Consider the following 25317-nt stretch of genomic DNA (forward strand, 5'->3'; position numbering starts at 1 on the left):
AAATTTTAGGCTGTTACGCTATATTAATTTTATTCTTGCCTGCGGCGTTATTATCCTGCCGGAAAATGCAACAAAAATGTTAATTTCTCCGCAGTTTTACTTATACAGCAGATAAGGCTTTACTTGCTGCTCAAAGGCCGCACACTCCTGATGCCAGCGTGCAAAAGCTGTTTTTGGCGCTTCACCTTCACGCAGGCTGCTTTCTCCAAGCGCAATATCCAGCTTATAGCCATTGCTGCCATAACCGCGCTCCGGCGTTTTTACCTGCTCAGGATATAATCCTTTAAATGTAGTAAACAAAATATAATCCAGCTCAGGCAGATTAACCTTACGTAAATCCGTAAGATAAATCTCCACACCCTGCACCAGCTCACCGCTGTAGGTGCCGTAACGCGGTGTAAAGCGCGCTGCTCTAAAAGCCACGCCTGCAAGCTGCTTTTCATCTAAGGCTGCCTTTACTGCATCCGCATCAGCAAAAGGTGCCCCCAGAAAATAAAACGGTTTGGCTGTCCCGACCCCCACGGAAAGATTACTGTCACCGCTTACACCGGTAGCGCCATACAGGAAAGCTGTCGCCGCCGTAGGAATCAGCGGAGACGTCTGTACCCATGGCAAGCCTGTATCCTGCCACAGCTCTCTGCGTGACCATCCCTTCATAGGCACCACCGCCAGCTCACAGCCGATATGCTGCGTACTGTTGATATAGCTTGCAAATTCACCAATAGTCAGGCCATGACGCAACGGCAGCTCGTAAAGGCCGATAAAGGTTTTATATTCCGGCTTAAGAACCGGTCCCTGCACAGCACCGCCTAAAGGATTGGGGCGGTCCAAAACAACAACCTGCTTTTTCGCTTTGGCGCATTCTTCCATTATATAAGCAAGCGAAGAAAAATATGTATAGTGACGAATGCCTACATCCTGGATATCAACCACCATGGTGTCAATCTCATCCAGCATTTTTGCCGTAGGCCTGCGGTTTTCTCCATAAAGGCTGTGTACAGGTATATCCTTATAAGTGTGACTCTCAAAGGTTTCGCCTGCCGCCACAGCGCCGAACAATCCATGCTCAGGCACAAACACTGCCGTCAGATTATAGCTCTTCTGCAGCAGCTCTGTGCTGCTGCGAAGCTTGCTGTCCACGCCGGACTGATTAGTAAACAATCCCAGCCTTTTCCCTGCAAGCAGCTGCTTAGCAAATGGCTCATCAATGCGTTCAATACCTAATACAACTCTTTTTTCCCTGCCTGCCGCAAAACCTGTTACCGCAAACAGCACTATCAATAAACTGCATAATATGCATAACAACTTTTTCATTAAACCCCTCCCAAAAATAATTCTAAGTATATTTTAGCACATTTGCTGTTTTCATGACGGCAAAGTAACTGTACTTCCGAAACAGAAAAACAGACAGACCTGTCGCATAAGTTCTGCCTGTTTTTCCAAAGTTATTTTTAAATTAATATCTTAGAGCTTCTCGTCATATTCAGCCTGCTTAAAGCCAACCAGCACGCCGCCGTCATAAATTACCAGCGGACGTTTGACAAGCATACCATCGCTTGCAAGCAGCTCCAGCTGTTCATCCTCGCTCATTGTCGGCAGCTTATCCTTCAGTCCCAACTGCTTATACAAATTACCGCTGGTGTTGAAGAAGCGTTTCAGCGGCAAGCCGCTGGCTGCATACCAGGTACGCAGCTCGTCAGCTGTCGGATTATCAGTCTTGATATCCCGCACAGTAAAGCTCAGGCCTTTAGCCTGCAGATACTGCTCTGCCTTTTTGCAGGTGGAGCATTTCGGGTAACAGATAAATAACATTTTCGTACCTCCTTACTGCAGCTGCTGCAGCAGATAGTCCTCCGCTGCCTTCAGCTGAATATCGACAGTAGCATCCTCCGGCAGTTCTACCTTCACATCAGGCTCAATGCCTACATTATGAATAGAAACCCCGGACGGAGTATAATATTTGGCTACCGTAATTTTTACTGCCGTATTGCTGTCCAGGCGGTATACCGATTGCACACTGCCCTTACCGAAGGTTTTGGTACCGAAAAGCTTACCGCTTTTGGTATCCTTAATCGCACCGGCAACAATTTCCGCAGCGCTGGCACTGCCATGGTCAACAAGCACGGCCAAAGGATATTTCACCTTCTCCAGACTGGAGGTTTCTTCATACTTGTTGCCATTTTTATCTACAACAGAAACAATAGGTCCCTTGGGCACCAGCATACCGGCAACGGCAACACCTGCATCAAAAACACCGCCGGGATTGCCGCGCAGATCAAGCACCATGGCCTGCATGCCCTGCTTTTCCAGCTCTGCATATTTTTTGGCAAAGTCATCACCGGTATTTTCATTAAATACGGCTATTCTGATATAACCGATTTTGGTATCAGGCAAAAGCTGGCCGCCGACAGACGGATTTTTGATTTCGCCACGCTCAACGCTCACAGTACGCAGTTTACCATCCTTGCCCTTGAGCTCCAGTTTGACAACAGTGCCATGCTTGCCGCGGATTTTGTTGGCTACCTGCTCCATATTCATATCACGCGTCGGTTTACCGTCAATCGCAGTAATAACATCGCCGCTCTTAATACCAGCTTTTGCGCCCGGATTATCCTCTAAAGCAGAAATAACTACATAGTCATTACCGCGTTTGCCAAAAACGATACCGATACCGCCAAAGCTGCCCCCTGTCATTTCACTCAGCTGCTGAAAATCCTTACTGTTAAGATAAACTGTATAGGGATCGCCTGCAGCTTCCACCATACCTTTTATTGCGCCGTCAAACAGCTGGTGATTATCTACCTCACCATTATAGTTACGCTTTAAAAGGTTCATAGTGCGCAAAAAACGCACCGATTCAGAGGCACTGCCCGTCAACCTGTTTAACAGCACAGCTTCTGTTCCCACTACCGCTGCGGTAGTCAGCAATGCTGTAAGCAGGCAGCAGGCTGCAAGCTGCCATCTTCTTTTTCTAAACACTTTTCCTGCCTCCGTTTATATCTGTCACGGTAAATAATTTAACGGCTCCGTAAGCTCGCCATGCAGACGCACTTCAAAGTGACAGTGCGGTCCGGTAGAATAACCGGTACTGCCGGCATAGGCAACTACCGCGCCCTTGCTTACATATTGCCCCTCACCAACATTTAACGCCGAATTATGTGCATAAAGCGTTACCAGACCGCCGCCATGGTCAATCATTACGCAGTTGCCGTAACCTCCAAGCCAGCCGCTATAAACAATCGTGCCGCTGTCAGCAGCGTGAATCGGCGTTCCTGAATCAACAGCAATATCCATACCGCTATGGTACTTGGTTGTACCGAAAATCGGATGCGTTCTCCAACCATAGTAGGAGGTAATCGGACCGTTACAAGGCCACATAAACTGACCTGTACCGCCTTGTCCTGCAGGAGCACCGCCGCCTGAGTTTTCCATATTACGCAGCATAGAGGCGATATTTTCCGAAATAGCCAGCAGACGCTCATATTCCTCCTGGCTGGACTGTTCTTCCTCCTGGGCCTTGTAAAGCATATAGGCACGCTGCTCACGCAGCTTATTTACTTTTGCCTTTTTTGCTTCCAGCTCTGTCTGGGTAGCCTTGATTTCCTTCATTTCAGCTGCCAGCTGCTCCTTGCGGCTGTTGATTTCCGCAGCATCCTGCTTCAGCTTTTCCAACAGCTCCAGATCACGGCTGATGATTTTCTGCAGCAAATACATGCGCGAGGAAAAATCACTGAAATCCTTGGCACCCAAAAGCACATCCAGATAATTTATCTGACCGTTGATATAAATATCACGCAGACGCTTGCGGTAAATCAGCATCCGCTCCTGCATTTCCTGTTGCTTTTTCTCCAGCTTAGCCTGGTTATCATTTATTTTTCCCTGCAGAGTATCGCTTTTTTTCTGCAGACTATTAGCCTGTGCCTGCAGTTCGTTAAGACTGCCCATAACCTCGCTAAGCTCCGCGCTGGCGCTTTCAGCCTTCCTGCGCGCCTGCTCCTTGCGGGTCTGCATCCGCTCCATACGCTGACGTACATCATTCAGCTCGGCACGCTTGTCATCAGCAGTATCGGCAAAGCACATGGCTCCGTAAAGCGGCAGCACCGCCAGCCATAATGCCAGCAGCAGACCGCCCAGCTTCTTTTTTTCCATCACTTCTGCCTCCCTTAAACGCGCAAGAACTTACGCAAGGAGATATAACTGCCCAAAGCGCCGATACCGGTACCTACCGCCAGTAAAAATATTGTTACATAAAACAATAAGGGAGATGTGGGCAGTAACGGCAGAAAGGCCAGAGTAGCATGGATTCTTTCCAACAGCCCGGCGTAAAGGCTGTTAATGCAGACAGATGCAATCACAGCGCCGAAAAAGCCCAAGGTCATTCCTTCCAGCAAAAACGGCCAGCGGATAAACCAGTCGGTTGCACCGACATATTTCATAATGACAACTTCCTTACGGCGGGCAAAAACCGTCAGACGGATAGTATTGGAAATAATAAACAGCGTTGCCATAGCTAAAAATATAACCAGCACAATGCCGCCGAAGCGCAATATTTTGGTCAGAGAAAATAAATGCTCCACAACCTCCTGACCGAATTTAGCTGTTTCTACCTTAGGCAGCTGTCCGATAGAAGGCGTGATAACCTTAATGCGCTCCGGACTATCCACCTGCACCTCAAAGGAATTTGGGAAAGGATTGTCCTTACCCAAACTGTTGAGCAGCTGCTCCTGATCGCCAAGACGCTCCTTGAAGCGTGCCAGAGCCTGCTGCTTGCTTACCGGCGTTACTTTAACAACACCGGGCATCTTCTTCAGCTTCGCCTCTACTGCTTTCAGCTCCTCCGCAGAGGCATTATCCTGCATATAGACCGACACCTGTACCTGACTTTCCAGATACTGTGCCAAATTGTTGGTGTTGAGAAAAATCAGCAGAAACATTCCCAGCACTAACAGCGAAACCGCAACAGTCGAAATAGAAGCAAAGCTCATAAAGCCGTTACGCCTGATAGATTTATAGGTTTCCTTAACAAAATATTCTTTTGTACTAAAGCTCATAGCCATATACCCCGCTTGCTTCATCACGTACGATATGCCCGTCCTCTATGGCTATAACGCGCTTGCCCATGGCATCAACTATTTCTTTATCGTGAGTTGCCATAACAATCGTAGTTCCTTCAGCATTAATTTCCTTAAAGATTTCCATAATATCCCAGCTTGTTTCCGGGTCCAGGTTACCTGTAGGCTCGTCGGCAATTACCATAATAGGATCGTTGACAATAGCACGGGCAATAGCGATACGCTGCTGCTCGCCGCCGCTCAGCTCATTAGGATAAGCATCGGCACGGTGACGCAAACCTACAAGATCCAATACGTTCAACACTCTGCGCTTAATCTTGCGGCGCGGTGTTTCTATTACCTCCATAGCAAAAGCTACGTTTTCATAAACAGTACGGTCCGGAAGCAGACGGTAATCCTGGAAAATTATGCCCAGCTGACGCCTCATATAAGGAATCTCGTTGGGTGTCAGCGATAAAATATCCACGCCATTAACAAAAATGCTGCCCGTGGTCGGCAGAACCTCACGGAACAGCATTTTGATAAAGGTAGACTTACCAGCGCCGCTAGGTCCTACAACAAAGACGAATTCGCCTGGTTCAATATGAATATCGACGTTCTGCAAGGCAACAGACCCACCGGGATATACCTTGCTTACATCAGTCATTTTCAGCACTACCTTCAATCTCCTCTCAATTTAATAAATCAAAGGCTTCCTTTGCATTTAAAAAAGCTTTCGCTCTCAATGTATCCAAAAGTCCATGAGCAGCATTGGCAGAGGCCAGCGCCTTGCGCGCAGACGCAACTATCTGCGCAGCCTGCAATGTTTCCACAGCTCCTGCGCTGATGCCGTTAATGTCTTTGACAAAGCCGTCAATTTTGGGGTCATAGGATACAGCCACAAAAGGCAGCTCCATAACTGCAGCAAAAATCAATGCATGCAGACGCATACCGATAAGCAGATTAAAGTTACCCATCAGTGACAAAAACTGCTCGGTATCACAGCCGGTTTCCAAGACAGTACTGTCTGCTTTGCGCCTCATAAAGTGCTGTAATCTGTTGCAGGCAGCAACATCCACAGGATATTGCAGCGGCAACAGCACAATGTGTGCTTTATATTCCTTGGACAGAATATCCGCAGCCTTAGCCAGCTCCAGCAGGTACTTGTCATCCTCCTGCCATTTACGTACGCTTATAGCTATCAGCATTTTATCTTTGGGAATGCCAAACTGCTGCAGCAGTTCGAGTCCTTTTTCCTTACTCTCCTGCGGCAAGGTCAGCACAGAATCGGCTGTCAGCTGCACCTTTTCCGCCGGTACACCGATGCGACGCAGTTCATATAAAGAATCCTGGTCACGCACGGTAATTAAATCCACCCGGCTGCAGATAAATTTAGTCAGCCTGCGCATAAGTCTGTTATGGATAGGTCCTATACCTTGACCGAAAAGCATAACCTTTTTTTTGAGCAGCAGGCCTAAAGCCAGGATAAACAGATAATATAACAGACTGCGCTTGCTGGTAACGTCCTGCAGCAGACTGCCACCGCCGCTGAGCAGCAGGTCGCAGTCCATGAGGGCAGCAAAAATTTTGCAAAAGCTGAAACGATGAAGAGAATTCACCTTGTGTCTTGCGGCAGTAGCGGGCGGATTGCCTGAGATAACCGTCAGCTCCACGGTCTTTTCCGTACTGCGCAAAGCCTTAATGATCGCGGTCAGCATAGCTTCATCTCCGGCATTAGCAAATCCATAGTATCCGGAAATCACGATCTTACTCATTCTTCAAGGTATCTCCTTTTAAACTTAACAACTAAGGGTAACAGCATGCCAAGCGCCAGCACGGCAATTACGCCGAATACAACGCCAACAGCATAGCCGTCGAGAGCACGTACAAAGCTCATAACAACCGGTGTACGCATATGACAGAAGGTCTGCACCAGACTTCCCTGTCCGATAACGGCAGCACAGGTCAGTACAAACTGCCACCAACGCGGTGCGCAACGGTAAACAGCAAGCACTGCCACGAAAAATGCCGGGTGACCGATCATAAATTCTTTTTCGCGCGGACGTGCATACATCAGCTGCTCTAAGAAAGCACGCATCTTCAATTCAATTGCCGGCACAGGCACACCGCCGGTGTGACCGCTGCGGCCGACAAAATAATAAGCAATAAACAGCAGCACCGCAAGCACTGCTACATGGCGGAAGGTAATCCCTGTATCCAGCAGACCGTTCAGTCGCTCCCACAGAGTTTTCAAACCCTTGCCCACAACCTGCAGCAGGTCATAGCGTTTCATAAAGAGAACAGCTGTCAGCATAACCGGCAGAATAAAGGTTAATTTTACGCCGCGGTAGATGTCAATCTCCAGCAGGAAGCGGCTGTCTGTCAAAATAGCGGACAGGAAGGCTGCACCCACCAAAGACAAAGCAATAGCCAGTGCCAGCTGCCAGATACCGTTCCAGCAGATAGCAAGCAGGCTGTGCTTATCACTCGTATTTTTATCCCAAATGTTAAAGATAACATTCATCGAAAGCACCGGGAAAACACTTGCTGCCGCCAAAGCCAGCAGCTGACGTGTAAACAGGCCGCGGCCGATAAACAGCAGTGCCAGAGCTCCGGCAGAAAAAACAGCCCACAGTGCTATTTGCTGCTTACCTCCCAAGTTAAAGAGCAGCGCAAGATACAGCACTACACCTGCGGCAATCGCCAATACAATAGGAATAAAGCTTACCTTAGCGGGGAAGTACGGTGCAAAGCCATCTTTGTTTTCGGCGCTGAAAACACCTGCTTCGCCGATAGTATAACCACGCGCTTCAACGCTGGCCTTAATATCACGCACATATTTCAGGTTAGTCTTCATAATATCCTGACCACCCTCAGGCATCAGGAAGGGTCGGATATAGTTCACGCGGATATTACGCTCCTCGTCCGTCAGCGCCCAACGGCGCAGAGCCTCGCCCACACTGATTTTCTTCTGCTCAGTCGGGTCGATAACATAAGAACGGGCAGCCTTGTAGTCATTAAACTCAGCCAAAGGCAACAGGCCGTCAATTTTTGCAAACTGCAGCTGGGTGTAATGCTCCAGCATTACTAGCGTCATGTTGTTTTCCTGCATGCGCTCGCCCAAATGCTTCATTTTATTAGGATAGCCAACAACCTCGGTACCACAGGGCATCAAAGCATCAACCGGTACACCGGCTTCTTTAATGCGGGCAAAAATGCCGTCAATCTGCTCATCAGTTACATCCACATAATTCTGCGGACGTACGATAATTTTGAAGCCCAAAGCAGCAACCTTACGCATATCCTGCACCGGCAAGCCTAAAGGAGCCTGCAGCAGTCCCTGAGGCTCATCATACTTGCCCTCAGGCAAAGGTGTAGTGCTGCCCTTGATTTTGATAATACGCGGATTTTCGCTTACAACCTTTACACGGTCAGCACCGTAGCGCAGGCACAAATCCTGCTCTACATCATCTAAGACAGACTGCTTGTCGGTAGCAGCAACGTAAGCAGCATTTTCTTCAACATCGCCGGCGCCCACATTAGCAAAAACACCCATGCCGGAACCAAGCGCAGCTGCCTGACGCAGCTCACCGCCTGTTACCGTCTGGATTTCGCCATTGTTAGTCAGGCGCTCCAGCGTAGTATCAAAAATCATCAGCGAGTTGATGCCTGCATCCTTAAACTGACGCAGTACATCCTCCTCCGGCAGGCCCTGCAAAGCAGCCAGCTTACGTAAGCCCTCGTACTCCATAGCCATTTCTACAGTATTGTTTTTTTGTTCGACATCGTGACGGACAACGTTCAGCCATAAGGCGCAAACCAGACCGATTACGATTACTGCCAAAAGCAAAGGATTATATCGGCTTTTCATAAAATTCACCTGTCCAGACCTCGCTTTATTAAACCTTCTTCTGCTGACTGCGCAGATATGCTTCTACGAACGGCATCAGATCGCCATCCATAACAGCCTGAATGTTACCGGTTTCGCAGCCGGTACGATGGTCCTTAACCATAGTATAAGGCTGGAATACATAGGAACGGATCTGGCTACCCCATTCGATATTCTGGTAATCACCGGCAATATCGCTGACAAGAGCATCCTGCTTAGCCTTTTCGTATTCATATAATTTTGCACGCAGCATCTGCAGGCAGCGCTCACGGTTCTGAATCTGGGAACGCTCATTCTGACATTGAACAACGATACCTGTCGGTTCATGTGTCATACGTACAGCAGAGGACGTTTTGTTGACGTGCTGACCACCGGCACCGCTGGAACGGTAAACATCGACGCGCACCTCATCCATATTAATATTTACATCAACAGTATCATCCAGCTCCGGCATTACGTCTACCGCAGCAAAGGAGGTATGACGACGGGCATTGGCATCAAACGGAGAAATGCGCACCAGGCGGTGTACACCCTTTTCAGAGCGCAAGAAGCCATAAGCATTATGACCGTTAACCTGAATGGTAGCACTTTTTACACCGGCCTCATCACCCGGCTGATAGTCGAGCATTTCCAACGCAAAGCCGTTTTGCTCCGCAAAGCGGGTAAACATACGCAGCAGCATGCTGGTCCAGTCCTGCGCTTCGGTGCCGCCGGCACCTGCATGCAGTGTCAGGATAGCATTATTGGCATCATATTCACCGCTGAGCAGCATACCCAGCTCCAGATGCTCCAGCTCGCTGCGGCATTTTGCCAGCAGCTCATCCATTTCAGGAAGCAGGCTTTCATCATTTTCTTCGGCAGCCATCTCCTGCAAAGCTTCCAAATCATCAACACCTGCGCTTAATTTATGGAAACCGTCAACCTCTTCCTTTAAGCTGTTAACATCCTGCGCAGTTTTTTGTGCCTTTTCCGGATCATCCCAAAAAGTAGGATCACCCATTTTATGTTCTAATTCTGCAATACGATCTTCTTTGACAGCGATGTCAAAGAGATCCCCTCATTTCCTCTAATTTTGCTTGCAGATTTGTAATTTCAGGCTTATATTCTTCAATCAACAAAATTCCTCACAACCTTTCGTGTAGCAAATATTAGTTATTTACGGCCTAAGCCGTTTTGCCGAGTTCTTGCAAACAAGGCGAAAGTAAGTCAGCAGCCAAGGCTGCTGACTTAAAATTTATTTCTTGGGTTCAGCTTTTAAGCTACCCTCGTCACCCTCGGGAGTCGGGTTATTGGTGGAAGCATTTTCCAGCGGGTCTTCAACCTGCGGTTGGGTAATAACATTGACGCGGTAAATATAGCGGACAACGTCTTCCTTGATAGCCTCCATCATAGCTTCAAACATATCGTAGGCTTCAAATTTGTACTCAACCAACGGGTCCTTCTGACCATATGCACGCAGGCCAACACCTTCACGCAGCATATCCATAGCATCCAGATGCTCCATCCAGTGGTTGTCTACAACCTTCAGCATAACCAGGTTTTCCAGCTCGCGCATCAGTTCAGGACCGATTGCGTCCTCACGTGCCTGGTAGTTGTCATCAGCAACCTTCTGCAGGTATTCAGCCAGTTCTTCACGGCTGAGATTTTGCAGATAATCTACAGTCAGCAGACCGCGCGGAGCATAGAAGTCCTCAGCGTAGTTAATCAGAGCCTGCAGATCCCAATCCTCGGAGTAAACCTCAGGCGGTGCGTACATAGTCATAGTACGTTCAACGGTTTCATCAACCATCTCTTTGATGGTATCCTTAAGGTTTTCCTGATGCAGGATTTTATGACGCTGAGAGTAAATAACCTCACGCTGCTGGTTCATAACATCGTCATATTCCAGGACATGCTTACGAATGCTGAAGTTACGTGCTTCAACCTTCTTCTGAGCATTTTCGATAGACTTGGTAACCAGGCTGTGTTCAATCGGCTCATCGTCCTCCATGCCCAGCTTATCCATGATGCCGGCAATATTATCACTGCCGAACAGACGCATCAGATCATCCTCCAGGCTCAGGAAGAACTTGGAAGAACCGGGGTCACCCTGACGGGCGCAACGACCGCGCAGCTGGTTATCGATACGGCGGCTTTCATGACGCTCGGTACCGATGATATGCAGACCGCCCAATTCAGGAACACCTTCACCCAAGGTAATATCGGTACCACGGCCTGCCATGTTGGTAGCAATAGTTACAGCACCGTATTGACCTGCATGAGAAATAATCTCAGCCTCTTTTTCATGGTACTTAGCATTCAGCACGTTATGCGGAATGTTGCGGCGTTTGAGCATAGCACTCAGCTCTTCGGACTGAGCGATGGAAGTAGTACCAACCAGTACCGGACGACCGGACTTATGGCATTCTTCAATCTCGTTGACTGCTGCCTTGTATTTGGCAATACGTGTTTTATAGATAACATCAGGATAGTCAACACGAATCATCGGCTTATTGGTAGGTACAACAACAACCGGCAGATTATAAATCTTCTGGAACTCCTGCTCCTCGGTTTTAGCGGTACCGGTCATGCCGGCAAGCTTTTTGTACATACGGAAGTAGTTCTGGAAGGTAATGGTTGCCAAAGTCTGGCTTTCGCGTTCTACCTTTACGCCTTCCTTAGCTTCGATAGCCTGGTGCAGACCTTCGGAGAAACGACGGCCAAACATCAGACGGCCGGTAAATTCATCAACGATGATAACCTGACCATCCTTAACCACATAATCGCGGTCACGGTGCATCAAAGCCTTAGCCTTCAGAGCGCACATAATCTGGTGGGAATAGTCCACACCGTGCTCATTGTCATACAGGTTGCCGATGCCCAGCATTTTTTCTGCCTTGGCAATACCCTTTTCGGTAGGTGCTACCTGTTTTTGTTTTTCATCAACAGTGTAGTCCTCGCCTTCTTCCATGTTGGCAACAACACGGGCCAGGACCTGATACAACTCAGTGGATTTTTCACCGGGGCCGGAGATAATCAGCGGGGTACGCGCTTCGTCAATCAGGATACTGTCGACCTCATCGACAATACAGTAATTCAGCTCACGCTGAACCATCTGATTTTCATCAACTACCATGTTATCACGCAGGTAGTCAAAGCCAAATTCATTATTGGTACCGTAGGTAATATCTGCAGCATAGGCAGCTTTACGGTCGGGGAAATCCATGTCATGCACAATCAGGCCAACAGACAGACCGAGGAACTTGTAAATACGGCCCATATCCTCGCTGTCGCGGCGTGCCAGATAATCATTGACAGTTACAACATGCACGCCCTTGCCGGTCAGTGCGTTCAGATATACAGGCGCAGTAGCTACCAGAGTTTTACCTTCGCCGGTACGCATCTCGGCAATCTTGCCGCGATGCAGCACTACGCCGCCGATTAACTGTACATCAAAATGACGCATGCCGGTAACACGTCTGGATGCTTCACGGACAACGGCAAATGCTTCCGGAAGAATATCATCCAGGGTTTCACCCTTTTGCAAACGTACTTTAAATTCGCTGGTCTTGGCTGCCAAATTAGCAGAGCTAAGGCTTTCCATGTCCTTTTCCAGACTATTAATCTTATCTACGATTACACGAATGTTTTTGATTTCTTTTTCGTTGGGGTCACCAAAAATTTTCTTTAAAATGCCTTCGAGCAACACGATCACTCCTTAAAATTATGGTGTTTGAAAAGACTATACACCTAATTTTAAATTATAGCAGAATCTCTCTTAAAAAGCAAAAAGCACAGGTGAATTTCCTGTGCTTTTTTGTGAAGTTTAGGTTAAAATATTTGTTTTATTTCAGTTCCGGGCTCAGCAAGCCGTATTTACCATCCTTACGGCGGTAAACTACATTGGTAGCACCCAAATCAGGATCGTAGAATACGAAGAAATCGTGGTTCAACAGGTTCATTTGCAGGATTGCTTCTTCCGGAGTCATAGGATGCATTATGAAGCGTTTATTCTTGATAATTTCGAATTCGCCTTCATCAGCAGCTTCTGCAGCCGGAGCAGGAGCAGGAACAGCGGTATCAGCAAAGTTGCTGTATTTTCTCTTCATCAGACGAGTTTTATATTTGTGAATCTGACGTTCAATTTTCTCTACAACCAAATCAATGGAGGAATACATATCTTTCGTGGTTTCCTGTGCTCTCAGCAGAATGCCGCTTGCAGGAACCGTAATTTCTACAATATGGTTACCTTTCTCAACCTTCAGTACTGCAGAAATGTCACCAACAGTCTTAAACTGCTTAGTAACCTTGGTAATTTTTTTCTCCACATACTCTTTCAGAGCCGGGGTCACATCAATGTTTCTGCCTTTTACGTTTACACTCATAATCAATGCCTCCTTTGGTATGTCGCCAAATCGCTTTGGTGCTACCATTTTTCTATCAAGGGCTCGGGCTTTATCCCTTTGCTTCTATATTTCGCTATAGAGGCGAAAACTCCTGCTAAAGTTTGCAAAAATTATCTAATTTGCTTAGATTTGTTGCAATAGTGTTACATTGCTTACAGCTTATAACCGATTTTAGCATTCTCATCTCATAAACGCACAGCAGCCATACTTTTCAACTCTTTTTAACCCAACATATTCATAAAAAGCAATATTTTTTTCACTTGATTCCGTAAGGAGCTGCAGTTGATAGACGTCTGCATACTTTTCCATAACTCTTCGCATAAGCTGTGAACCAATACCATGTCGCTGATACTCCGGCAGTACTATTAAATCCTGCAGGAAAACTATAGAAGAACCATCACCGACAGCACGGAGTAACCCCACAAGCTTGTCATCAGCATAAGCCGCTAAAACATAAAGTGAATTCTTATAAGCTTTCCTTAGCATTACCGGATTATTGGTATAATTACTCCAGCCAACACTACTATATAACGCCATAATTTCGGCTTCATTGTAGGTCTTGTATTCTGCAAATCTAAGTCCATTCATCAATGCGTACCTTCCACAATCGTCAGTCCCGCAGCCTCCAGACGCTCGCAAATTTCTTCTATTTTTTTGCAAGTAACAACCTGACCCTCCTGCGTGCGCTGCTTAACGCAAGCACCAACATGCACTACATCAGGCTTCAGCCCGATAATACACTCCAGCTTTTCTTCGATACCCTCTTGGTATTTAAAGTGACAGTCACCGCAGCCGTTGCAGCTCCAATAAGCCTCCAGCTCCAGCGGTTCTTCGCCATATCTGGTGAAGGCACCGGTTTTTTTATTAAATGCCTTTAAACAAGCTGCGCCTGTACAAACATTATTTGAACGCAAGCAGCGTAAAATTACAATACGTTTCATTCATGCCTCCCAAAGTCCTTACTGATTTTGTTCTTAACCTCACGGCAATCTTCAACAGTCAGACCGATTTTCAGCGCCACATCCTGCCAGGAGTTCTTCGGCGTCTTCAAATCAATAACATCCTTAATATCCAACCCGGCCTTTTGTGCCAGCAGATAAGCACTGTTGATATGATGCATTGCGTAGCCCATATGCATATACTTCTTCGTTACCTTCTGCGGGATATCCATGCGTTCTGCCAGACGTCGTGCCTGATAATCCACGCAGCGGTCAAAATATAGCTGCGGTGTCAAGCCAAGCACATATTTCATACGCTCCCAGGAATATTTATCGCGCAGGTCAATAATTTCCTGCAAGGATTTTTTACTCATGTAGGCATGCAGGCAGATATCCTCCAAGCCTTCAAAGCCATACTTTTCATATAGCGGCAGCAGCTCTGCTTCATCAAAAAGATAATCAGCGTGGAAAATCTTTACAGCTCTTTCTACCGTCATGTTGCGTGTATGCAAGCCGGCAAAGCCTGCGCCGCTACGCTGGCCGCGTCCTCTGAAGGCGAAAGGCTGGTCCTGTTTTGCTTCCTGCTGCAAGCCAAGCTTTGCCTTAACCTGCTCCCAGTCACAGGTAACAGTGCGCATTGGCAGCACCTGTGCCAAAGTTTTACCGCTTTCCTTAGCCAGCTTGGCAGCTTGCAGAATATCGCCCAGCGGATAGCCCTGTCGCAGATATTTCAGCGCCGTTTCCCTGTCTACCGGGCTGTCGGCAGGCAGATAGCTTGCCTGATATTCCATATATTTTTCAGCATACAGCTTAGGCGTAAGACCCAGCTGTGCACGCACCCTGCCCCAGGTTGCAGGCTGACGCAGCTGCAGCACCTTTTCTACCGGCTCACCGGACAGATACGCATACAAGCAAGCTGTGTTCATATCGCCATAGCTATGACCGATATTCAACAAGCGCAGCATATCAGAGTAACGATAGCCGTATGCGGACTGCAGTTTTTCCGCAGCCTCTGCATTGGAAAGCTGCGGCCGGCGCATGCGCGGTGGCATCGGCGGACGCTTGCCGTCCTTGGGCGGCGGCAGCATCATTTTGCTTTCCTGCGGCGGTGCAGGCTGAGCAGCGAAGGCAGCAGGAGCTGCTACGCTGCCGGCAAAGAACATGGCCATAACTGCCGGAATCAATAAAAGCTTTTTCATTTTAACCCTCCTTGAACAAAAAAATATTATAGTAGGTCAAAAAACTAAAAATCCTTCGAGTGGCTGTGAAGCCGCAGATTGTGCCTTATCCGCCGCCGTCCTACTACAACCCTTATTTTCACGCAAGGCGCCTCAGTACTACATCCAATGTTGTGGCAGATACACAATATTAATCCTTCCGGACGCATCCTCATCCACTCTGCAGCGCACCTCATACATATCATAAATAAACTTTTCCGTCAGCAGCTCACGCGGAGTTCCCATGCCAACAATCTGTCCGTCCTTAATCGCAACCAGACGGTCACAGTACATTGCTGCAATATTTAAATCATGTACCGCTGCTACAACAGTCAGATCAAGTGATTTTACAATATCCATAATCTGCAGCTGATACTTGATATCCAGATGGTTCGTCGGCTCATCCAGCACCAGGCATTCCGTCTGCTGCGTCAGCGCACGCGCCAAAATTACACGCTGCTGCTCACCACCGCTCAAGGTAGCAAAACTGCGTTCTTCAAAGTCCGCCAGACCTACGGTTGCCAACGCTTCACGCGCAATCCGGTAATCGTTGAGATTGTCGCGCTCCAGCATTTTCTTATGCGGTGAACGTCCCATCAGCACAACCTCCAGCACCGAAAAATCAAAGCTGTAGACATTGTGCTGTGCTACTACCGCCAGCTGCAGTGCCGATTCACGGTAGGATAGCTCGTCCAACGGCGTTCCGTTGAAGGTAATTTTACCATCCGTAGGCTTCTGCACACGGTAAACGCATTTCAGAAAGGTACTCTTGCCACTGCCGTTAGGCCCGATAATGCCCACAAATTCCTTATTATGCAGGCTGAAATCTATTCCCTTAAGAATTTCCTTTGGTCCGAAGGCCATTTTTACTGCTTCTGCTAAAATCTCCATTATCAGTTACCTCCAAAGCCATAGGTTTTCTTAATCATCAGGTAAACGAAGCAGGGCGCGCCGATAAGCGAAATCAAAATACCGATTGGCAGCTCGGTACGCGGAATAATTACACGGCAAAGACCATCCGCAATTACCAAAAATACTGCACCTGTTAAAGCGGAAACAGGTATCAGTTTTTTATGGTCGGTGCCTACCAGCATACGGATAACATGCGGTACTACCAGGCCGACAAAGCCAACCATACCTGCAGCGTATACTACAAAGCCTACGATAAGAGAGCTTACCAGCAGATAAATCTGTCTGTAAATATGTAAATCCGTTCCCAGTGTCAGCGCCGATTCATCACCTAAAAGCATCAGGTTGAGCATACGGCTCTGCGTCCAGAAGAACATTACTGCCAACACTACGATTGGTCCGATAACTGCCAGTGTTTCCCACTTAGCACCGGCAAAGCTGCCCATCATCCAGTAAGCGATAGTCTGCATGCCTTCCTTATTATTGGCAAAGTAAACGATAAAGCTGGAAAACGCACCGCAGACTGCGCTCAGCGCCATGCCTGCCAAAAGCAGCTTAACGGAATTGCTGCGTCCGCCCAGGTTAGAGATAAACAGTACACCCAGCGACATAGCGAAGGCACCGATAAAGGCTGCAATGCCGACAAAGTTTTCACCCAGCGCCACGCCGATACCCAGCAGAATTGCTGCCGTCGCACCCAGCGAAGCGCCGGAGGAAATGCCCAGAATATATGGGTCCGCCAAGGGGTTTTTTACTACAGCCTGCATGATAACGCCACAGACCGAAAGGCCCATGCCTACTAAGGCAGCCAGCACCAGGCGCGGCAAGCGCAGCAGCCAGACAATATCATGCACCGGTCCGCAGTCAACACCTTCAATAGGCTGTCCGCTAAACAGCTGCTCTATAACCGTATTATAAATATTTACCAGCGGCAGCTTAACTGTACCAATGGACAACGCCCAAAACAAGGCAATTACCAGCAAAGCAAGCAATCCCAGGCAGATGAACAGGTACCCCTGCTTCTTCAAAAAATCAACCATAATTATTTCTCCTTATACAAATCCGGATACATTCCGGCCGCAATAATTTTTATGCCATCATAGGTACGCACGCCTGAGCTGTAAATACCGTAAAACGGTAAGGGAATCACACGTCCCTGCTGCACGCAGCGTAAATTTTTTAGTGCCTTGTGTTTTGTAACACGGTCAACCATATCCTGCTCATGTCCGTAATGCGATTCAATCACAACCACAAAGATAACATCCGGATCAAGCTCCACGACCTGTTCGAAGCCAATAGAACGCTGCTTTTCTGCCAGCAATTCGCCGTGCAGCTCTTTGACGATATTGCCTGCCAGTGATTTTTCACCATAAACCGTCGGCTCCTTGCCTAAAAATTCCAACACCAGAACCCGCGGGCGCTTTTTATAACTGGCAGTCTGACTGATGGCAAAATTAACCTCCTGCTGCATTTGTCCGACAAGCTGCTGCGCCCTTTCATTTTTATCAAAGATTTTACCTAAATCAAGAATATCCTTATATTCATTTTGCAGAGTACGCGGTTTTCCGTCACCTATAGACGAGCGTGCGATAAAGGTATTAACTCCTCGCTTATGCCAAAAATCGGTTGTACGCAACACCTTGGGACCAAAGGTAGAATGCCAGCCGACAAGCAAATCAGGCTTCAGCATCATCGTTGTTTCCACATCCAGAAGCTGCAGTCCGGTATAAGGTATTTTGCTGTACTGCTCCTGATATTCCTTGCGGAAAAACTTTTTGTCCGGCACGCCGTTACCGGCAATAATGCGGTCGCCCACACCCAAAGCCAGCAGTGTTTCAATGCTGTTTTGCCAGACTGCCACCACTCGCTCTGGCGGCTTTGTATATGTCATCTTCTCAGGCTCGCCCTGAGTATTGTAATTTTCGATAGTTACGGGGTAGTGCGCAGGATTATAATCGTACTGCACCGGCGTATTGAAGCGCACCAAAGCCTCCGGGTTTTCGTGTACCGGAAGCGTAAAAATGTTGCGTTCACAGCCTGTGAGCAACAAGCAAACTCCCAGCAGCACTCCTGTTAATATTTTTTTCATTTACTTCCTCGTTTTAGCAAGAATATGGCAAAGCACTACTGCGCCAGCAGTAGTGCTTTACCTAAAAGGAGATAGAGTATGATGTATCAGTTAAAAGTTAGAAGCTGTATTTCATACCAACCATAATGCAGCGGCCAGCTTGCGGAGCAGCGCCAGGACCATATACATATGATGCTGCATTCTCATACGCAGTATTAGTTAAATTGTTTACTGTAAGGTATGTAGTTAAATCCTTGTTTACTGCATAGTTTAAGCTTAAATCAAAAACCATAAAACGACTATCAGTAAATACAGTTCTATCACATCCAGTAAAATAGTTAGCTAACAATGCAGCATAGAAGCTATCATTTTCATAAGACAAATTAGCTGTATAATGGTTAGTTGGTCTATATTTGTTAATCATTGTATTAACATTAGTTGTACCACTCCAGTTTAAATCAGGATCAAATGTCATGCCATTTTTTGCACTCCATTCATCCTTAAGATGAGAATAGCCAAGGCTTAAATTCCAATGATCATCAAATGTATGATCAGCAGTTAAATTGAAAGATTTCTTTTTCTCTTTAGCATTAATAAATTTTTGCTTATAATCGTTCTCAGATGCTATAAAAACACGATACTGCGTAACTGCATTGCTCATATCGGTATAATCATAGTGTACAGCAACACTTGTTTTATCAGAAAGATCCTTTTTGAAACCAATGGTAAAAGCATTACCTTTCTCGTCTTCCAATCTCTGACCATTAAAAAGATACTTATCAGCTTTAGTAAGGTCACTTGCTTTTACAGGTCTATAAACTTTCGACCAACCAAAATAAGCACTCGTTGTATCATCAAAAGCATACTGTGTATTAATGCTAGGAGTTACAGTACTAATGTCACTATCAGCTACTTCAGAAGTTTTGCCATTTTCATTTGTATTCTCATAGCTGCTCATATGCAAATATCTAACAGAAGGTGTCAAATCCCATTTGTCGTTAACATGAATTTTATCCTGAACAAAACCCATAATGCTATCGCGTTTAACACTGCTAGTAGTACGTGCATCACTATTTCTTACAGGTTCATTACTAGAGGATTCAGATTTATCATAAGTTAATCCAAAAATCAAGTCATTTACACCAACTGCTTTTGCATATTGGAATTGAACACCTTTATTTTCGTCCAGATAATGACTCACTTTAGTAAAATCTTTATCAGACTGCCATTTAAAATTGCTGTTAAAGAATTTTTCCCAATCTGGGCCACCTGGGAACGGGACACGATTACCATCCGGTTGAATCCACTGAGGATAATGGTCTAAACCATCATAATGATGCTTTTGTTGATATACTCTGATAAAGCTTTCCATACCATTCTCTTTATCAAAAGTATAGCTGATATCAATATCATTTTTACGATAAGCATTATAAGAATTGCTCAGAGCATCGAGCATAAAAAAGTTTCTATATGCTGGATTATTCTTAGTTGATACACCACCATAATATTTATCATACATATCTTTCCAACCAGCTTCGCTCCAATAATCATAGTTAGGAGCAAGAATAGGATAATGATCTACACCATTTTGGTGATTATAACTGATTTTTAAATTTTGTTTTTCATTAAAGTCTTTATCTACACGAATATTAGTACTTTCTTCTTTATATCTAGTGTTCAAATAAGTACGATTACCGCCAGAAACAGCATCCTTATACTTACTATCTTGTGCCATATTACGGCTAGCAGAAATAAAGTAACGCCAAGACTTATCTTCTCCTGCAGCACCAGAATACGTTAAATTGTAAACATGTTTATGCCAAGAACCAGTTTGTAAATCTATAGAACCATGATTCTCAGTACCACCTTTACGAGTAATGATATTGATTACACCACCAGTTGCGTCAGTACCATATACAGAAGCGCCAGGTCCTTTGATAACCTCAATTTTATCAATGGTTTCAATGTTTACAATAGCGTTTAAATCAGCCATTGTTTTAGTTGCATTTGCACTTCCAGAACCAAATTTTGTACTTACAGAGTTATCTACACGACGACCATCAACCAAAATAACTACTCGACTATCACCATTAATAGACATGCTATTATTAAAGAAGCTGTAGCCATATTCACCGCCACGATAACCGGAGTTTTGGAAGGTTACACCAGGAATACGTTTAATTGCTTCACTTACATCAGTATAATGACGTTTTTCAATCTCCTCTCGAGTAATAACCTTTACGTCACCGCCGGTACGATAGTAGGACTGCTCAGTAATAGTATCGCCGAACTTGTTTTTAACTGCATCAGCCTCTACTACCATTGTATCCAGGGTATAATCGTTCAGGTTTTCGTCAAATGCTGCGCTTGCGCTTGCGCACAGGCCCATTACCATCATCATAGCAGCCGCAGCTGTATATTTTCTCTTCATGTTACTCATACACTTCTTTCTGTAAAATTTGAGTTTCTTGCAAACTCAACGCCTAATACTCATCAAAAAACATTATCAGAACCGCGCGCCGTTAATATACGTAAACGTATAGGTCTGCGCCGTTACCCAGTTGCCAACGCTTTCGTCAGCAAATTTGCCAAAATTAAGATTCAGCTTACGCGAACCATTGGCAGGAATCTTGCACAGCGGAAACTTTACCGGTCTGCCGGTAAACTGCTTCTGCTCGCCATTTTTGTCTGTGTAGGTAACACGCATAATAAAGTCATTCAGCTTAGTGATGGTCAAATCACTGCGCTTGTTGACAAAGGTGCCTGTTACACACAGTTCGCCGCCGTTAACCCATACCTTGGATGTTGTCCAATCCAAAATCATTTTGTCACTTGATACCTCAGAAGCACCGGCAAGTGCTGGGCACATCAGCGCCAAAATTAAGGTCAGCAGCATAAATATCCTTTTCATAGCTCCTCCTTTCTCTCGTAATTCTTGAGCATACTGGGACAAAATTTATTTTCATAAAAGCATCTGACCAAGCTATCCTTGTTCCGCTTGTCAGATGTTAATATGCAAGAATAATAAATATACTTTATGCAAATATTGCAGCCAAAATAAAAGCGTCTTGCCGTACTGTGACAGCAAGACGCACTTATCCCTGGGAAAGCGCAATCCTGTACATCGCAGGTTGTTTGAAAGGCCCTATATCAGGCAGTTCTTCTGGCTCTGCTTAATTGCCAGCCTTGTCTTCCCGGTTCCCCAGTGACATTATAAAGCCGGCTCCACATTACAGCTGCGGGACAGCACAGGTTTTGCACCTGTTTACCTATTAAGTATAAATACACCTGATACGCTTTTATTCTCTTGTTCTCTCGTTAGGTTCTTAACAGCTTATCTGCTATACTCTATTGTATACCATGCTCTTTTTGATTTAAGATGCTTGCAGATAAAAATTGCATATTATCCACTTTGTATATTTGCTTTTTTCACTATTTTGTGTTTACTTTAATTACAAAATAGTTTACAGTTAGCATTATAGCATGTTATTCACAAAAACGTCAAGAAAAAAGTGTACAAAGCACTCGCTCTGTACACAAGTAAAGGACTCCATCTCTTAAAACGAAGTCCGAATGTTTAAAGCATTATTATATTGTAATTATACGTCAACCAACATACAACTATATTCTTAGTCTGGCGTAATATACTTGGCCAGATATCATACCACTATACCTGTTTTTCATATATTTAATTTTCTGTCAGCAAAAAACGCTGCAAAGCCTGCTCCACAATTTTATTCAGGGAAATGTTGTTCTGTAATGCGCAAATCGCCGCCTGTTTATGCATCTCAGCGGGAATACGCACATTAAAGCTTCCCTTATACGCCTTTTCCGGTGTAATACCTTCGGCAGCACACATAGCTAAATAATCATCTACCGCTCCATGAAAATCCTCGACTAATTTCTGTGCATTTTTACCATCATAGGAAATTACAGAACGTATACCTAAAACCCTGCCGAAGAAAAGTCCATCTTCCTCCGAAAATTCCACAGACCCGATATAGCCTTTATATTGCATAGTATTCTTCACAGTAATCCCTCCTGTTCTAATGCAGAAATCAGAGTTTTTATCTGATATGCCAGCAACTCCTTGCGTGGATGCGGTTTATGCAATAAAATAGCGTGACATCCCTCTTTAATAAATATTATCCGTGATCCACTGGTTTTACCCTTGTTGCTTCTAACATAATCAAAATAATTAAGCAATGTTTCTGCTTCCGCAAACGTAAAGTCTTTTGGTTTACTCATTAACTTTTTTATGAGCTTTTCTTTTTGTCCCATCTTTTCACCTCTATTATAAACTTTCCCGAGCGTCTATGCAACTATTTTTAGTTGCATTTTTCGTTAAAAAATTTGGAGCAACACTCACTACAAGTATCACTCCTTAACGCTTTAGATACATCTCCAGTACCTAAGACGTATTTTATCATAATTCAGAAAATTCCGCAATATATTTTTATTAAAGCAAATCGCCGCCAGCCTTATGACCGACGGCGCTTGCTTCTTTCCCTTATTTTTACTTCTTTCCCTTGTTTTCCAAAAAATCTTTCCCTTATTTTGGAGGTTATCAAAGCCGGCTTATCTGTTTTTCTGGTGCCGACCTTTAGCAAAATAATATATACAGGAGCATTTTTCTAATATTTTTTCTCTTTGCCCCGTACTGCCAACTATTTTCTAACCACTAACAACTGCTCACTGACTACTAATCACTTCTCGGCGCGGTTGATAGCGCAGATAATACCGCGCAGCGCTGCTACGTTAACATTAGAGTGAATGCCTACACCGAAGATGTGGCCATTGTTTTTCTGCTTCAACTCAATGTAGCAAATACCCTTCGCATCGGAACCCTTGGAAATCGCATGCTCATGATAGTTGACGAATTCGTAGCCATTAATTCCGACACCGGTAAGCGCCTGGAAGAAGGCATCGATAGGACCGTTGCCTACACCAACAACACTCTTATTTTCGCCTGCCACAGCAATCTCGCCTTCAAAACGGCTGTGGATACTGCCATCAGCTTCGTTAAGCTCGGTGAAGCGATGACGCAGCAGCTGATATTTGCCGGCAAAGTCGATGTATTCCTTGCGGAAGAGCTGCACAATCTGCTCGCTGGAAAGCTCATCGCCGTATTCGTCAGCAGCAGCCTTCACGATATTGCCAAATTCCGGATGCATTTCCTTCGGCAGATTATAGCCAACGGTATGCTGCAGCACGAAGGCAGCGCCACCTTTACCAGATTGACTGTTAATGCGGATAACAGGCTCATATTCACGATGGATATCCGCCGGGTTAATAGGCAGATACGGTACCTCCCAATATTCTGTACCGCTGTTTTTCATGTATTCATAGCCCTTGCGGATAGCATCCTGATGCGAACCGCTGAAAGCGGTGAAGGCCAGCTCGCCGGCGTACGGCTGACGCTCGGGCACATGCATTCTGGTGCATTCCTCATAAACCTTTTTGATATCCAGAATATGAGAGAAATCCAGCTCCGGATCAACATTTTGCGTAAACATGTTGAGGGCTACAGTTACGATATCAAGGTTACCGGTACGCTCGCCGTTACCGAACAAGGTGCCTTCGATACGGTCCGCACCGGCCAAAAGCGCCAGCTCTGCGCAGGCAACGCCGGTACCGCGGTCATTGTGCGGATGCACGCTGACGATTGCTGCTTCACGGTTTTTAATATGACGGCAGAAGTATTCAATCTGGTCGGCATAGGTGTTCGGCGTACACATTTCGACAGTAGAAGGCAGGTTGAGGATAATGGGGTTTTCTTTGGTAGAGCCCATTTCCTGCATTACTGCTTCGCAAATTGCCACAGAGAAATCAATTTCCGTACCGGAGAAGCTTTCCGGGGAATATTCATAGCGGATATTCATACCGCTGCGGGCAACTTCTTCTTCCGTCAGTTGGCGGATAAGACGCGCGCCCTGCACAGCGATATCGGTGATACCGTCCATATCCTTGCCAAAAACAATTTTACGCTGCAGTGTTGAAGTGGAGTTGTAAAAATGGATGATAACATTCTTGGCACCGCGTACTGCCTCAAAGGTTTTGCGGATAAGCTCTTCACGCGCCTGCACCAGAACCTGTACAGTTACGTCATCAGGAATATGTCCGCCTTCAATCAAGGTACGCAGAATTTCGTACTCTGTTTCCGATGCGGAAGGAAAGCCAACCTCGATTTCCTTAAAGCCGCAATCTACCAAGGTGTGGAAAAAGCGGATTTTTTCCGGAATACCCATCGGTGTAACCAAAGCCTGGTTGCCATCGCGCAAATCAACACTGCACCATACAGGTGCTTTGGTAATCGTTTTATCAGGCCATTGACGGTCGGTAATTTTTATTTGTTCAAACGGAATATATTTTTTCTCCTGCTGCATGATTAATTTCCCCCTAGCTTTTCTTAGCGATTATAAACAAAAATCCCCGTCCCTAACCTGTGTTTTTTATAACACAATTAGGGGCGGGGAACAATTCCACGCTGTACCACCCTATTTCAACAGCACTTCAGCAATGCTGTCCTCTCAGCCTCCAACAAGGCCTTTGCCTGTAACGTGACCACACGTCCTTCCCTACATATCAGAAAGGCAACTCCGGGATCAGTATGCATATAACCATTGACATCGCTTTACACCAGCCAGCGACTCTCTTAGCCCATCCGGTCATATCTTCTTCCCTTCACCGTTTTTTTAGGGACGATATTTGATTCGTTGAATGCTATTATACGCACTCTGCTTTTAATTGTCAACAATCTTTCTGAAATTTATTTTTTTGCAGCAAATTTGTAAACAATGTAACAGCAATTAGTGTGCTTCTATCCTCGAATACTTATCCACAGCTTATGTGTTTTACCC

The 25317-nt window shown here is 45.8% G+C and carries 22 protein-coding genes, 1 riboswitch and 1 other annotated feature; all 22 genes read right to left on the reverse strand.

Annotation, left to right across the window (positions count from 1 at the left end; translation table 11 throughout):
* Nucleotides 1-96: 96 nt before the first annotated feature.
* The 22 genes from KAH19_RS01945 to leuA all read right to left on the reverse strand — a co-directional run bounded on the left by KAH19_RS01945 (nt 97) and on the right by leuA (nt 24843).
* Complete coding sequence (locus tag KAH19_RS01945; protein WP_210684870.1) at nt 97-1314, reverse strand: DUF1343 domain-containing protein; 1218 nt, start codon at nt 1312-1314, stop codon at nt 97-99.
* Nucleotides 1315-1464: 150 nt separating this feature from the next.
* Nucleotides 1465-1812 carry an arsenate reductase family protein gene (locus tag KAH19_RS01950; RefSeq protein ID WP_210684871.1) on the reverse strand — a complete coding sequence of 116 codons (348 nt, stop codon included), beginning with the start codon at nt 1810-1812 and terminating at the stop codon, nt 1465-1467.
* A gap of 12 nt (nt 1813-1824) precedes the next feature.
* Nucleotides 1825-2979, reverse strand: a complete 1155-nt coding sequence (locus tag KAH19_RS01955) for a S41 family peptidase (protein WP_246869395.1) — start codon at nt 2977-2979, stop codon at nt 1825-1827.
* A 24-nt stretch (nt 2980-3003) separates the two neighbouring features.
* Nucleotides 3004-4149, reverse strand: a complete 1146-nt coding sequence (locus tag KAH19_RS01960; protein WP_210684872.1) for a murein hydrolase activator EnvC — start codon at nt 4147-4149, stop codon at nt 3004-3006.
* Nucleotides 4150-4163: 14 nt separating this feature from the next.
* Nucleotides 4164-5051 carry a permease-like cell division protein FtsX gene (gene ftsX / locus KAH19_RS01965; protein ID WP_210684873.1) on the reverse strand — a complete coding sequence of 296 codons (888 nt, stop codon included), beginning with the start codon at nt 5049-5051 and terminating at the stop codon, nt 4164-4166.
* Nucleotides 5041-5718, reverse strand: a complete 678-nt coding sequence (gene ftsE / locus KAH19_RS01970) for a cell division ATP-binding protein FtsE (RefSeq protein WP_210685478.1) — start codon at nt 5716-5718, stop codon at nt 5041-5043. Before ftsE ends, ftsX begins: the two co-directional genes overlap by 11 nt.
* 25 nt (nt 5719-5743) lie before the next feature.
* Complete coding sequence (gene csaB / locus KAH19_RS01975; protein ID WP_210684874.1) at nt 5744-6826, reverse strand: polysaccharide pyruvyl transferase CsaB; 1083 nt, start codon at nt 6824-6826, stop codon at nt 5744-5746.
* Nucleotides 6823-8922 (reverse strand): DUF5693 family protein, encoded by a 2100-nt coding sequence (locus KAH19_RS01980; RefSeq protein ID WP_210684875.1) that lies wholly within the window; start codon nt 8920-8922, stop codon nt 6823-6825. Before KAH19_RS01980 ends, csaB begins: the two co-directional genes overlap by 4 nt.
* A 28-nt stretch (nt 8923-8950) precedes the next feature.
* A protein-coding gene (prfB, locus tag KAH19_RS01985; RefSeq protein WP_187363676.1) for a peptide chain release factor 2 occupies nt 8951-10055 on the reverse strand; the annotation gives its coding sequence in 2 pieces (ribosomal slippage) (nt 8951-9985 and nt 9987-10055; 1104 coding nt in all).
* A 119-nt stretch (nt 10056-10174) separates the two neighbouring features.
* Nucleotides 10175-12634 carry a preprotein translocase subunit SecA gene (secA, locus tag KAH19_RS01990; protein ID WP_371816685.1) on the reverse strand — a complete coding sequence of 820 codons (2460 nt, stop codon included), beginning with the start codon at nt 12632-12634 and terminating at the stop codon, nt 10175-10177.
* Nucleotides 12635-12764: 130 nt separating this feature from the next.
* Nucleotides 12765-13304, reverse strand: a complete 540-nt coding sequence (gene hpf / locus KAH19_RS01995; protein WP_210684878.1) for a ribosome hibernation-promoting factor, HPF/YfiA family — start codon at nt 13302-13304, stop codon at nt 12765-12767.
* A gap of 201 nt (nt 13305-13505) precedes the next feature.
* Nucleotides 13506-13913 carry a GNAT family N-acetyltransferase gene (locus tag KAH19_RS02000; protein ID WP_210684879.1) on the reverse strand — a complete coding sequence of 136 codons (408 nt, stop codon included), beginning with the start codon at nt 13911-13913 and terminating at the stop codon, nt 13506-13508.
* Nucleotides 13913-14266: a CGGC domain-containing protein gene (locus KAH19_RS02005; protein ID WP_210684880.1), complete on the reverse strand. Its 354-nt coding sequence runs from the start codon at nt 14264-14266 to the stop codon at nt 13913-13915. Before KAH19_RS02005 ends, KAH19_RS02000 begins: the two co-directional genes overlap by 1 nt.
* Nucleotides 14263-15462, reverse strand: coding sequence for a hypothetical protein (locus tag KAH19_RS02010; protein WP_210684881.1), 1200 nt, complete (start codon nt 15460-15462; stop codon nt 14263-14265). The genes KAH19_RS02005 and KAH19_RS02010 overlap by 4 nt, the downstream gene beginning before the upstream one ends.
* A 138-nt stretch (nt 15463-15600) precedes the next feature.
* Complete coding sequence (locus KAH19_RS02015; RefSeq protein WP_210684882.1) at nt 15601-16371, reverse strand: ABC transporter ATP-binding protein; 771 nt, start codon at nt 16369-16371, stop codon at nt 15601-15603.
* A gap of 2 nt (nt 16372-16373) precedes the next feature.
* Entirely contained in the window at nt 16374-17429 is a 1056-nt protein-coding gene (locus KAH19_RS02020; protein WP_246869397.1) for an iron ABC transporter permease, read from the reverse strand.
* 2 nt (nt 17430-17431) lie between these two features.
* Complete coding sequence (locus KAH19_RS02025; protein ID WP_210684883.1) at nt 17432-18478, reverse strand: ABC transporter substrate-binding protein; 1047 nt, start codon at nt 18476-18478, stop codon at nt 17432-17434.
* 97 nt (nt 18479-18575) lie between these two features.
* Nucleotides 18576-20897, reverse strand: coding sequence for a TonB-dependent receptor (locus KAH19_RS02030; RefSeq protein WP_210684884.1), 2322 nt, complete (start codon nt 20895-20897; stop codon nt 18576-18578).
* 66 nt (nt 20898-20963) lie between these two features.
* Nucleotides 20964-21368 (reverse strand): hypothetical protein, encoded by a 405-nt coding sequence (locus KAH19_RS02035; RefSeq protein WP_210684885.1) that lies wholly within the window; start codon nt 21366-21368, stop codon nt 20964-20966.
* A gap of 224 nt (nt 21369-21592) precedes the next feature.
* Nucleotides 21593-21764: riboswitch (cobalamin riboswitch) on the reverse strand.
* A 381-nt stretch (nt 21765-22145) separates the two neighbouring features.
* On the reverse strand, nt 22146-22487 hold the full coding sequence (locus KAH19_RS02040) for a type II toxin-antitoxin system HicB family antitoxin (protein WP_210684886.1): 342 nt from the start codon (nt 22485-22487) through the stop codon (nt 22146-22148).
* Nucleotides 22484-22738: a type II toxin-antitoxin system HicA family toxin gene (locus tag KAH19_RS02045; protein WP_210684887.1), complete on the reverse strand. Its 255-nt coding sequence runs from the start codon at nt 22736-22738 to the stop codon at nt 22484-22486. The genes KAH19_RS02040 and KAH19_RS02045 overlap by 4 nt, the downstream gene beginning before the upstream one ends.
* A 425-nt stretch (nt 22739-23163) precedes the next feature.
* Nucleotides 23164-24843, reverse strand: a complete 1680-nt coding sequence (leuA, locus tag KAH19_RS02050) for a 2-isopropylmalate synthase (RefSeq protein WP_210684888.1) — start codon at nt 24841-24843, stop codon at nt 23164-23166.
* 76 nt (nt 24844-24919) lie between these two features.
* Nucleotides 24920-25154 (reverse strand) — a binding site (T-box leader).
* Between the last annotated feature and the right edge of the window lie 163 nt (nt 25155-25317).

Source organism: Phascolarctobacterium sp. Marseille-Q4147, from assembly GCF_017968825.1.
In the GTDB taxonomy this organism is placed as follows: Bacteria; Bacillota; Negativicutes; order Acidaminococcales; family Acidaminococcaceae; genus Phascolarctobacterium_A.